The organism is Enterococcus sp. DIV2384 (assembly GCF_050534975.1).
Classification (GTDB): domain Bacteria; phylum Bacillota; class Bacilli; order Lactobacillales; family Enterococcaceae; genus Enterococcus; species Enterococcus faecalis.
In genome coordinates, this window is the sequence record NZ_CP172905.1 from 2408780 (window position 1) to 2421477 (window position 12698).

Sequence of the window (12698 nt, forward strand, 5' to 3'; positions counted from 1 at the left end):
GACACATCTTTATCTAACAAAAAAACGTTTATCCTGTGTAAAAGGATAAACGTTTTTTGTTATTTTATTGTTCTAATTGACCCAACCAGCCAGATGTACCACCTAGAACATTGGTTACTTGATACCCTTGTTGACTGAGAAACGCACACGCTTGTGCGGAGCGCGATCCCATTTGACAAATCAGATAATAGGGTTGGTTTTTATCTAATTGCTGATAATTTTCGGTTAAAGTACTTAAAGGTAAGTTGATGGCCTGAGGGACATGCCCCAGTTGGTATTCCATTTCTTCTCGTACATCAATAATCGGTAATTTTTTTCGTTTTGCTTCCTGATAAAATTCAGGCATGCCAATCGTGTTATACATTTTCTAGTTCCTCCGGTTTTACCATTCTATATAGCGCAAAAGCACCATCTAAATTTTTGGCTGAGATGCCTGCTTGTTTTAGCATCCGTTCTGCAATATAACTACGCAAACCGCTGTGACAACTAACAATGTACTCCGTTGACTTGTCTAATTCCTCCAAACGTTCTCTTAACTCATTTAAAGGAATAGACACAGCATTTTTAAATTGACCATTGGCTCGTTCGGCGGGATTACGGACATCTAATAAAACAGCCCCCTTAGCTAATTCGTTGGATAGCTCATACCATTGAATGTTTTCACTCAATCCTTCTGCAAGGTTCATCGCTGCATAGCCTAACATGTTCACAGGATCTTTCGCTGAACCAAACGGCGGCGCATAGGTAAACTCTAATTCAGGCAAATCAAAAATAGTTAACTGTCCTTTAATAGCGGTCGCAAGAATATCAATCCGCTTATCTACGCCCTTTGCCCCAATTCCTTGTGCGCCATAAATTTCCCCTGTCGTAGGATGGAAAACTAATTTTAACTGAAGATCTGTTGCGCCAGGATAATACCCCGCATGGTCTTTTCCACTGATATGCACAACAGCTGTTGTTAGTCCAGCAGCTTTAGCAGCCCGTTCGCTTAAACCAGTTGAAGCAGCGGTTAAATCAAAGACTCGCACAATGGCGGTCCCAATGCTTCCTTGATTTTTTCTCTCTAACCCAGCAATCACATCCGCTACTTGACGTCCTTGGCGATTGGCAGGAGAAGCTAAAGAAATCAACGCATCCTCTTGAGTGATTTGTTGTTTCACTACAATAGCATCCCCAACCGCATAAATATCGGGTTGATTCGTTTGATAGTGTTCATCAACAACAATTCCGCCACGTAAACCAGTTGCTACACCTGCTTCAACTGCTAAGGTATTTTCTGGTTGGACACCCACCGACAAAATGGTTAAATCAGAAGCTAATGTTTGACCGTCTTCTAAGCGAATCACTTGCCCTTCTTCTTCAAAAGCAACCGCAGATTGTCCCGTAATTACTTGAACATTGTTTTTGCTTAATTCAGCTTTGACAAAAGCGGCCATTTCTTCGTCTAATGGCGGTAAAACATGGGGTGCTTTTTCCACGAGAGTGACTTCTAATCCGCGTTTTTGCAAGTTTTCTGCCATTTCCAAGCCAATGAAGCCTGCGCCAATCACGACGGCTCGTTTTGTTTCTGGTGTCAAGGCTGTCATAATTTGATCTAAATCAGGAACATTTCTTAATGAAAAAACATTTTTGGCTTCTGCCAATCCTGTAATTGGTGGCACAAAAGGTTTCGCCCCTGGTGATAGAATCAATTTGTCATAGTGTTCTGTTAAAATTTCTGTTTCATGTTTCACTGTGATCACTTTTTCTATTGGATCAATAGCCACGACTTCATGGTGAGGACGAACATCTAAATTAAACCGTGCCTTTAACGCTTCGGGTGTTTGAACAAGCAGTTGCTCTCTTTCTGCGATTTCGCCAGAAACGTAGTAAGGCAAACCACAGTTTGCAAATGAAACAAAAGGGCCTTTTTCCATGACAACAATTTCAGCATCTTCCATTAAACGACGTAAGCGTGTCGCTGCTGACATACCACCAGCCACGCCTCCGATAATTACAATTTTCATTTATTTTCCTCCTTTAATTTGACCAGACCATTGGGACATCCCGCCACGAACATTAATCACGTGATAGTTTTTTCTCGCTAAAATTTTGGCCGCATTTTTGCTGCGCATGCCGGACTGGCAAATCACATAGACCTCGTTAGCGGATTTGTTGTAGGCGGGAATTTTGTTAAGTGGGACATTAATCGCTTGTGGAATATGCCCTGCGCGGTATTCGCTAGGTGTCCGGACATCTAATAACGTTATCTCTTTAGATAAACGTGACTGCAATTCTTTTGTTGAAATACTTGGCGTTTTTTTAAACAATTGAAATAACATCTTTTTCTCCTTCTCTTATATACCTTATGGGGTATATTTAACATGAAAAAGTTAGACTTGTCAACTGAAGAGATTTCTGCTCTTTTTAGATTCAAAGAAAAGATAGTTGACAAAAATACCTCGTATAGGTATATTTTAAACCAATCACTACTCTTAAGGAGGGGCAAAATGACTGAAGAAAAAAAGAAAGTGCTGAATCGTTTACGCCGCACAGAAGGTCAAATTCGCGGGATTCAAAAAATGATTGATGAAGAAAAAGAATGTATCGATGTTATCACTCAGTTGAGTGCGGTCCGTTCTAGTATTGATCGCGTAATGGGAATGATAGTTGCGGAGAATCTAAAGCATTGCTTTGAAAATCCTGAAAAAGATCCTAAAGAACAAGAAGAGCGATTAGCACAAGCGATTAATATGATTGTCAAAAAGTAAAACAACGCAAACTTATTCAGCGAAAGATAAGTTTGCGTTGTTTTTTTATTTATTAGACGAATCTGCCCCGCGTTTTTTTAAATTAACAAGCATAAAAAGAATCGTGCCAATTAGTAAAATCACGACGGCGATATAAAAGCCCATGACTTTCGAACCCGTTGTGTCTGAAATTTTCCCAGTTAAAGCTGGGGCGATCACAGATGACATCATGCCGAAAAAGTTAAACACGCCCAAAGTAGTGCCAATTCCAATTTTTGGTGCATTTTCACCTAGCCAAGAAATAATAATCGGTTCTACAGCTAATTTTCCTAAGAACCCATACATAATTAAAGCAATTAATAACAACGTTGCATTACTTACTTGTACAGTTAACAAGAGCATAGCTGTTGCTAAAAATTCTAAAACAACGATGAATTGAACTTTTTTATGCATGTACTTATCCGCCAACCGACTAAAAAATAACGCTCCTGGAATAGAGGCAAATGCGACCAGCGAAGAGGACAATCCAATTGCCGCTCCTTGGAAACCGCGTTCGGTACTTAAAAAATTAGGTAACCAAGTCACAATCATATAATATGCATAACAAGTGCCAAAATATAAAATATACGCAAATAGCATATGTGGCGCAAACAGTTTTTTAAAGGGCACTTTTTCTTTTACCGCTCCGTTATCTTTTTCATCAACAACGGTTGGCTGAATCAAGGCCATGTCTTCTTTATGATTGCGAATAATCACTTGAAAAGCCACTAACATACAAATAATCATAAAGGCGGAAATGTACATCATCACTTGCCAAGGTAATCCTTTTTGGGCAACTAAATAACTAGATAAAATCATTCCTAAACCTGAACCAACGGCTGAACCACTGTTGACAATAGCTGTTGCAAAACTTTTTTTGGCTTGAGGAATGTTTTGCGACGTCAACGAGTAAGCCGAGCCATAGAAAGAACCACATCCTAAGCCTGCCAATAAGCTACCTAAGTAAATTGTTCCAATCGTTTGGGCTTGGGCAATCAGTAATGCTGCCAGCGCAAACAAGATAAATCCTGGAATTAATACACGTTTTTTCCCAATTTTGTCTACCAAGAAGCCTGCAGGAATCTGCATGACTACGTAACCGAGAAAATAAAAGCTAGAAATGGACCCTAGGGCCGTATCGGAAGCGTTACCATTTAGAGACGCGCGAATTTGTGGATAAACAGGAGAAAGCGCGGAACGATAAATCCAGATTGTTACCCAGCCCATACATAGTAAAATAACGATTTTTTTCCAATAAGCCAACGAACTTTTTGTCTTGTCTGTCATTTTCTTTTCCTCCACCAATCATTTTTTTGGTTAACGTTTCACAAGGAACAAAAGCACTACGCTTTTTTACGTAGTGACCTTTGTCCTACCTTCTTTTTTAGTTTAAATACTCAGCCAATGCATGAGTACTACCGCTACCGCCTTCAAATTGATAGCCTTGGTGTTTCAATACAGTCTCAAAGGCACTTAAAAAATGCAACACATTGTCTTCGCGACTGCTGTAACCCATATTACCGACCCGCCAAATTTTTCCTTTTAAATCACCGAAGGAAGAGGCAATTTCAACTTTAAAATGATCCAGTAATAAGCTTCGCACCTTTTCACCATCAATTCCTTCTGGAATGACCACAGGAATGACTGTTGGTGTTTTTGTGTCTAACTTCCCGAAAATTTCTAAGCCCATTTTTTGCAGACTTTCAACTAAAATACGATCGTTTTTCCGATGGCGTGCGTAGACATTTTCCATGCCTTCTTGAAGTAACAAGCGCAGCCCTTCATGTAGCCCGTAAATCATTGTAGTCGCTTCTGTATGGTGATTTAAGCGCTCTGGTCCCCAATATTTTTCTAATTGCGATAAATCCAAGTAGTTACTTTGAATGAACCGTTCATTCCGCGCATCCGCGCCAAGCCCTAACTCTTTTTGGTAACGGCCCGCCAGATAGTCGGCCACACGTTGGTTGTAAGTAATCAAAGAAAGGCCTGAAGGTACACTGACACATTTTTGAGTGCCTGCTACCGCAATATCAATCTTCCAATCATCGACCTTTGTTTCGACACCGCCGTAAGTCGCCACCATATCTACTACGAAGAAAATTTCATTTTCCCGACAAAAGGCGCCAATTTGATCCAGCGGTTGCATTTGTGCATTCGCCGTTTCGCCGTGGACCATCGCAACAATTTTTGGTTGATGTTCTTTAATCGCTTCAATCACCGTTGTTTGTTCAAACGGTGCGAGCCAGTCCTTTTCTAAATAAATGACTTCGGCCCGGGCGCGTTCGCAAATTTCACCTAATAAATAAGCAAACCGGCCATACGCAGGCACAAGCACTTTGTCACCTGGCTCAATCAATGCAAATAACCCCGCTTCTAAGCCTGAACGTGACGTGCCATCAATGGCAAAGGCTTGTTGATTCTTTGTGGCAAAAGGTACTTTAATCATTTCCCGAACTTCGTCCATAATCTGTAGAAATTCTGGATCAAATTGCCCTAAAATTGGTTGACCCATTTGACGAAGTACCGATGGATGGGCTTCGACTGGTCCCGGCGTCATGATTGTTCGCCGTACAAAATTTGGTTGTTGATACATAGTAATCCCTCACTTCATTTTTAATTCTTCTCTTTTATTATCTTTGGAAAAACCCAGAAATTCATTGTTCAATTTGCACTATTTTGACTTTGTTTTTTAGACATATTCAATAACTATCTTTTGTACTCCTTTTTATTCTTCGCTATACTATAAAAAAAGGAGGTTGTTGTGATGAAAATATTAGCTGAGGTCTTGGCTTTACCAAGATTTTCTGACTTACAATTATTATCGTCTCACTCAAACTTAACACAGCCCTTGGAAAGTGTAGAAATCACGGAAACACCTGATGTGGCTGATTTTATCCCTAAAAATGTCATGATTTTAACAACGGCAATGATTTATAAAGATGATCAAGAAAAATTGAAACCTTTTATTGACTCGCTAAAACAAGCAGAATGTACGGCTTTAGGAATCAAAGTTGGGCGGTTCCTTGACGAAATTTCACCAGAAATTGTTGCCTATGCCAGTGCCGTTGATTTGCCCCTGATTAAAATTCCTAGCACACAGCCACTAGGCGGGTTGTTGCATGAAATTGTAGGCTATCTTCGTGATAGCAAAACCGAACAGATGTCTGTAGCATTTGACATCCAAAAGCGTTTTTCAACATTATTAATGCAAGATGTTGATGCTACGCGTTTCATCGCTGAATTTGCGAAAATTTTAAATGCGCCAATTATTTTATTAAGTCCTTGGCAACAGGTGATTGCCCACTCGAATTATTTTTATGGCAATCAAAAATCGGCGGAGTTTTTCATCGAACAATTATCAAAAGACCACTTTCAACAATTGGCACAAGAAAAGAAAATCTTTCGTTTACAGGATGAGCGACAAGAAAACATTCAAGTAGCTGGCTTTCCAATTCGTGTGAACGATTATTTTCCCTATTATTTATTGGTCTTATCTCCTGAACAGATTCCTTACCCTATTTCTGAATTTGCCATTGATCAGGCCATTTTAGTTTTGACTTTTATGTTATTTAAAAACCAGAAAATTGCTGAATCTTTTGAACATCTCAAAACAGACTTTTTGGACCGCTTGCTTGATACACATCAAGAAGCGCTGAGTAAACATCAAAATTGGTTGGAACTTTGGAAAAATTATCGTTTAATCAACAGTGATTATTATCAATTAGCGATTGTCTACGGCGTGACTAAACCAGAAAATGAAACCCATATTCGTTATCAGCAAGCGGAAGGGCAACTAATTTTCCAATGGCTCAAAGAACAATTGCCGGAAATCCTGCCAGATGTCGCCTTGTTTAAATTAAAAAATCAAAATAAAAGTATCTTGATTTTTCAATCTAAGAAAAATGACCATTTGATGATTTTGCAAAACCTCGCTGAACGTTTGCAACAGGCTTTGCCTATTACCATTCGCTTTGCTTTAGGCAATGCTTATGAAAACCTAGAAGAATTGCCTAATTCTTATATTGAAGCTTCCTCGACATTAGAGGCTTCTTTACACGCTCAAAAACCAGCGACTGTGCAATTGTTCCATCCCAAAGGCCTAGCTGGACTTTTTGAAAAGATTGGCACTGAAGATGTTGAATACTTTTGCCAGCAACAATTGAAAGAGTTGGCCTATCCGACGGAACCGACGTTACAAGAATTACGAAAAACCTTGAAAGTTTTTTTAGATTTCAATTGTGAAATTACTAAAACGGCCAACGCTCTTTACCTTCACAGAAACACCATTAAATATCGCATGAATCAATGTGAAAAATTATTAGGCACCTCTATTCAAGAGCCTGAGACGAGTTTACTCTTACGGGTAGCGCTAGAACTTTCAGAAAAATAATTAACAGGAAAATAGCCGAATAAAAGTAACGTCTACCAAGAAAAAGGACTCTACCGTTCACCACTGCGTGTTCAAATCCTATTGTTCCGAGGTCATTACTTTACATTCGGCTTTTCTTTATAATTCTGGTTCACGATTGGCATCTTTGGAATAAACGTACATTAGCGGTTCTTCACGGCCAACCGCATAGGCTGCTTGTGGCACATAGGCACTCATGAAAATATAGTCCCCTTTTTCCACTGGATACCATTCATTGTCCAAATTGTACATCCCTTGGCCACTAATTAAATACGCACCATGCTCTTGGACATGCGTTTCAATATAGGCATGACTAGCACCTGGTTCAAAAGATAAGATATGCATATTCATATCAAAGTCAAACTCTTTCGGCAATAAACTCCAAAGTAACACGTCTGTCATTCCTTCATATTCTTCTGGTTGTTGGTCATGAATTGACCCAACCACTTTATAAGGTTGATGGCCTGCCAACGGCTGATAGCGTTTTTTATATAAGAAAACTTCTGTGTCCGCTTCCTGTGCGTTTGCTAAATACATTTTCATTTCAGGCGTAAAGTAGGCATAGCCCCCTGCTTCAAGTTCATGAGTTTCTTGACCATCTGAAACGCGCAAACGACCGTCAATGACATAAACCAACGTTTGGATCCCGTCGCCACCAAAACCAGTTGTTTGTTGACCATTTTTATGAAACGTAGCAATGTAATCCACAAATGTCGCACCTAATTTAGGCGATCCCAAAATGGAAATATCGACATTTTCAAAACCAGGTACTGCATTTTGCACCAAACCATCATGGGGAATAATGGCGTAATTGTCTTTTTTTATCACAGCTCTTGATGTTAACAATTCTTTTTGGTAACCAACTCGATTATTTTTATAACCCATCACAATTCTTCCTTTTCTATCTTATTTATACGCTAATTCATATAAGGTATCTGCTAAAAGCTTGACGCCTTCAACCAAATCTGGAAATGCCGTTGCTTCTGCTGGATTATGACTAATCCCACCAATACTTGGCACAAATATCATCGCTGTCGGGTAATGGGGCGCAATAATTTGCGAATCATGCCCAGCACCACTATGCATCATACGATACTGATACTTGCCTTCTTTGGCTTTTTGTTCAATAACTTCTACAATTGCTTGATTCATCGGTACAGGGGCTTCATCCATCCAGCGGTCAATCGCAATCGTTAATCCTAATTCTTGAGCAATTGTCTTCATCCGTTCTTCTAATTCACCTGTAAAATGTCGTAAAAAAGCAGCGTCGGTATGACGGCAGTCAATTGTAAATTCCACTTCTCCAGGCACCACGTTGACTGTATTGGGTTTCGGAATGACTTTACCGAATGTTAAAACTAACGGATCCCCAATTTCGTTCGCACGATCAATGGCTTCTGCACAAATTTTAGCAAAGCCGTACACCGCATCATGACGGTAACTCATTGGCGTAGTGCCTGCATGATTGGCTTGCCCTTTTAAGTTAACCGTGTAGCGACGTTGTCCTACAATACTATGAACAACACCGACTTGGAGCTTTTCGTTCTCTAAAATATTGCCTTGTTCAATATGAATTTCGACAAATGCTTCAATGTCCTCACGTCTTGTTTGCTCCTGCCGAAAATCAAAGCCTTGGCGATGCATCTCATCAACAAACTTTTTACCTTCGTTGTCAGAGATATCGACTACTTCTTCACGTTTGGCTTCACCAACGACATTTTTGCTTCCCCAGAAAACCGTTGGAAAACGACTCCCTTCTTCTTCAGCCATGGAAAGCACTTCTAGAGAACGCCGTGGTTTCCCATATTTGTCTAATAAATATTGAACAGCCGTCATGGAAGCAATAACACCATATTGACCATCTAAGGTCCCACCATTAACTACTGTGTCGATATGTGACCCAGTTAAAATCGTTTCCTGAGGAAATTCCGTTCCTGCCACTCGACAAAACAGATTCCCGACTTCGTCAAATTGCGTTTCCAGTCCAAACGCCTCAGTTTGGCTTTGCACATACTTTTGTGCTGCCAACCACGAATCTGTATAAAGTAAGCGTGTCATCCCTCCTGCAGGATCACTCCCAATTGCTGACAACTCTTCGATTCTTTGTTTTAAAACTTTTTCCAAGTCCATCACAAAACCTCCTGACTGATTACACTCTGATTGTAAACGTTTCCCTAGTTATCTTCATTGTACTTATCAAACAAAATTAAGCCTTTTTTTGTGCAAAACAACCAATAAACATCCTCTAACTCATGGACAGAGGCGCTAATTCAATCACACTTCTGTCCCTTTTCATTTCTAAAATAGGTGTTTAATTTTTGATAAATATGCCGTTAAACGCCTCGGTTACCCCAGTTTCTTGTGCGTAAATTGTTTCGCCTCTTAAAACTGTTTGAATCACTTGGGCCCCAATTTCACGACCAATGTAAGGACTAATTTTATTTCGATATTCTAAATCTTCTGCTTTTAAGATATATGGCGCATTAGGTTTAATTAGTACAAAATCGGCATCCTTACCAATGCTGATGCGGCCCTTTTGTGCTAAGTGATAACGGTCAGCTGGGTTTGCTGCAATCATATCCGCGAATTGTTTCAAGGATAAACCACGTTTTTGGACGGCTTCATCGAATAACACATCGACGTTATTTTGAACACCAGAAATGCCGCCCCAAGCTTCAAAAGCATTGGTTGTATATTTTAAGTCTGGCGTACAAGGTGAATGGTCAGAGGTTACAAACGCGATGCCGCCTGTTTGCACGTGGTTCCATAAGGCGGCTTGTTGGTCCGCGTCACGAATCGGCGGCGAACATTTGACAACTGGACCAATGGCATCAAGTTCATCCGTGGTAAAATATAAATAATGCGTACATGTTTCACAAGTCACATCTATCCCTTCTGCTTGGGCTTTTAAAACTTCTTCCACACCTTCTTGACAAGCCACATGACAAATATGAATCCGACAACCTGTTTCTTTGGCAAATAAAATAGCTTTTTGAATCGCTTCAACTTCGGTAAACACAGGACGTGTAGCTACATATGCCGCTAAAGTCGTTTCACCATTTTGATAAGCTAACGCGCCTAATTTATCCGTAATTGGCGCATTTTCTGCATGGATGGCTAGCACTTTGCCAGTCTTGGCAACTTGTTTCATTCCTTCATATAGTGAATAATCGTCGACATTTTGAAAATCTCCTTCAATTGAACGATCGCCGCACGTTCCTAAAAAGCATTTATAGCCGGAAACGCCTCCTTCATCAAGTTCCTGAATCCCACCAGCCAAGTTGGTCGGGACCACGCCGCCAAATGACCCTACATCTACTTTTAGTTTATTTTCTCCTGCCTTGTATTTGATCTCAAGAGAGGTCTTATCCACAGTTGCTGGAATCTGATTTAAAGGCATTTCCATAAAGGTCGTCACGCCCCCTTTGGCACAAGCGGCTGTTCCTGTGACATACCCTTCCCATTCATCGCGGTAACCACCACCAGGATCGGTGATATGAACATGGGCATCCACCATCCCAGGACTAACGACTAAACCCGTCGCATCAATTACACGTTCTCCTGACAAGTCTTGCCCAATCGCTACGATTTTTCCTCCTTGAACGGCGACATCCGTAATGACTTCTCCAGTTTCTAAAATAACTAACCCGTTTTTAATCACTAACTCTGCTTGCATTTATTTTCCCTCCTGATAAGCTGTTTCTTTCACTTTTTTTGAATCCCAAGTCCATTTTTTTAACACTAAGTACAGCACAAAACCTGTGGCAAAGCCCACAAACCACGAAATATCAGCAATGATTTTAACCTGTGGAATAAATTGACCACTTAAGGAAAGAGCCAACGCTAGAATAGTAGCAACATATGCCGGCTTGTTTAATCCGTAAAAAGGATTGGCTTCCTCTTTTTTGTGTTTATCTACGTATAAAGCATTTAAATCAATTTGTTGCTTTTGAACAAAATAATAATTCGCAATCATCACACCAGCGACTGGTCCTAAAACAGCCCCAATTGCGTTCAGAAAAATAAAAATACTATCGGCGTTTTCCATCAGTTTCCAAGGCATAATGAGAAAGCTGATAACACTGGCAATCATGACGCCTTTTTTATACGTCATTTTTTTAGGAAATAGCGCCGCCAATTGATAACCTGCCGGAATGATGTTCCCCGTTGCATTCGTTGAAATAGTCGTTAATAAGAAAACCGACATGGCTAAGACCACCACTGCCACATTATCTAAACGATCAATAATGTTTAAAATATTCCATTCCTGAATCCCAAAATACAACGAACCACCTAACAGAATAACCACACTGGAAAAAGCGAAAATCCCATAACCAACAACTAAACCTGCTGTTTGCCCCACAACCTGAGCACGTGTCGAGCGCGCATTCTTAGTAAAATCCGCCACACTCGCACCAGGCGCTGACCAAACGGCCACAACCGAGTTAAAAATAATCAGATACGCCACCAGTGGATTGACTGAACGAATCGCACCAGAAACTTGATAGGACAAAATTGGTGTTAAACCGCCCCCAGCTCGAATGGCCCAAATCGTTAATCCAATAATAACGACATAAATCAACAGACTTAAAATGGCGGTAAAACGGTTCAAAATTTTGCTACCACCGAAACCTATTGCCACATTTAAGAGCCAGAAAAGAGTAAACGCCATTAATTCAGGTAGCCTGAGACCAAAAAACTGGAATGATCCACCAATTTCTAAAAAGTTCGGCCAAAATTTCCCGAGAATAATTAATAAAGCCAGCGATCCTGTAAATGTTTGCAGACCAAACCAAGCAATCGCGGCCACACAACCTCTTAAGAACCCTGGCAGTTTTGCCCCGAGACTGCCGTAAGTAGACTGTAAGTGCATCGCAAAAGGAATGCCATATTTAGAGCCAGCCACGCCATTCAAATTCATGAAAGTTGCTACAATGAATGAGCTTAACACAACTGCCAACATAACTTGCAGCGGCGATAAACCTAAGAAAATAAAGCCGCCCACTGCTGCATAATTCGGGATATTATGAATCGAACCCATCCATAATGTAAAAAAATTGCGCGCGCTCATTGTCCGTTGTTTCGGGCTACTTGGCAACAAATCCTCATTGTAGCCACGTGCTTTCAGCGCTGTTTCTTCTTGAGCTGTTACTTGAGACACATTTTTCTCCACGACAAACTCTCCTTTTTATTAAAAAATTTTTTTCTATTAAAACACCCTGCCTTCTCTTTTTTGTCACTTTTGCACAAACATGCGTACTACTCTCATCACACAAATTGTAAGCGCTTTTTATAACAACAATCATTAGTTACCCCAACTAAATAACAAACGATTCTTTGTTCACTTTGAACGAAAAAATAGCAACCTTTTTTATATCGTCCTCTCACTCTAGAAAGTAAGAAACAAATCTTTTTATTCACATATTATGTACAAATTCTCTTTTTAAATGCTAAAATACGCTTATTATTAAAAATGACATAAATAAATTATACAGTTAAATGAAATCCAACACAACATTTTT

Annotated in this window: 11 protein-coding genes; 2 read left to right on the forward strand and 9 right to left on the reverse strand. The window is 40.0% G+C overall.

From position 1 onward, the window contains the following. Positions 1-64 precede the first annotated feature (64 nt). From IGK54_RS11545 to IGK54_RS11555, 3 genes are read right to left on the reverse strand one after another with little or no spacing between them, the layout of a single operon-like run. Positions 65-364 carry a rhodanese-like domain-containing protein gene (locus IGK54_RS11545; RefSeq protein WP_002355066.1) on the reverse strand — a complete coding sequence of 100 codons (300 nt, stop codon included), beginning with the start codon at positions 362-364 and terminating at the stop codon, positions 65-67. After that, the gene (locus tag IGK54_RS11550) at positions 357-2006 is read right to left on the reverse strand and encodes an FAD-dependent oxidoreductase (protein WP_109538062.1); all 1650 of its coding nucleotides are present in this window, start codon (positions 2004-2006) and stop codon (positions 357-359) included. The genes IGK54_RS11545 and IGK54_RS11550 overlap by 8 nt, the downstream gene beginning before the upstream one ends. Continuing rightward, positions 2007-2321, reverse strand: coding sequence for a rhodanese-like domain-containing protein (locus tag IGK54_RS11555; RefSeq protein WP_002365287.1), 315 nt, complete (start codon positions 2319-2321; stop codon positions 2007-2009). Between the two features lie 168 nt (positions 2322-2489). On the opposite strand from IGK54_RS11555, the gene IGK54_RS11560 reads away from it, so the two are divergent. Further along, positions 2490-2750, forward strand: coding sequence for a metal-sensitive transcriptional regulator (locus tag IGK54_RS11560; protein ID WP_002355063.1), 261 nt, complete (start codon positions 2490-2492; stop codon positions 2748-2750). Between the two features lie 45 nt (positions 2751-2795). Here IGK54_RS11560 and IGK54_RS11565 read toward each other — a convergent pair whose 3' ends face one another. Both IGK54_RS11565 and IGK54_RS11570 read right to left on the reverse strand, forming a co-directional pair. Continuing rightward, the gene (locus IGK54_RS11565; RefSeq protein WP_002368361.1) at positions 2796-4055 is read right to left on the reverse strand and encodes an MFS transporter; all 1260 of its coding nucleotides are present in this window, start codon (positions 4053-4055) and stop codon (positions 2796-2798) included. Positions 4056-4152: 97 nt separating this feature from the next. Further along, on the reverse strand, positions 4153-5361 hold the full coding sequence (locus tag IGK54_RS11570) for a pyridoxal-phosphate-dependent aminotransferase family protein (RefSeq protein WP_002355061.1): 1209 nt from the start codon (positions 5359-5361) through the stop codon (positions 4153-4155). A gap of 171 nt (positions 5362-5532) precedes the next feature. Here IGK54_RS11570 and IGK54_RS11575 point away from each other — a divergent pair, with 171 nt between their 5' ends. Then, complete coding sequence (locus IGK54_RS11575; RefSeq protein WP_002378917.1) at positions 5533-7158, forward strand: PucR family transcriptional regulator; 1626 nt, start codon at positions 5533-5535, stop codon at positions 7156-7158. A 117-nt stretch (positions 7159-7275) separates the two neighbouring features. On the opposite strand, the gene allE is transcribed toward IGK54_RS11575, so the two are convergent. The 4 genes from allE to allW all read right to left on the reverse strand — a co-directional run bounded on the left by allE (position 7276) and on the right by allW (position 12349). Beyond that, positions 7276-8061, reverse strand: coding sequence for a (S)-ureidoglycine aminohydrolase (gene allE, locus IGK54_RS11580; RefSeq protein WP_002384779.1), 786 nt, complete (start codon positions 8059-8061; stop codon positions 7276-7278). Positions 8062-8082: 21 nt separating this feature from the next. Further along, on the reverse strand, positions 8083-9306 hold the full coding sequence (gene allC / locus IGK54_RS11585; protein WP_002383320.1) for an allantoate deiminase: 1224 nt from the start codon (positions 9304-9306) through the stop codon (positions 8083-8085). A gap of 181 nt (positions 9307-9487) precedes the next feature. Continuing rightward, complete coding sequence (allB, locus tag IGK54_RS11590) at positions 9488-10852, reverse strand: allantoinase AllB (protein WP_430603014.1); 1365 nt, start codon at positions 10850-10852, stop codon at positions 9488-9490. After that, a complete protein-coding gene (gene allW, locus IGK54_RS11595) occupies positions 10853-12349 on the reverse strand; it encodes an allantoin permease (protein ID WP_430603016.1) in 1497 nt (498 codons plus the stop codon). Between the last annotated feature and the right edge of the window lie 349 nt (positions 12350-12698).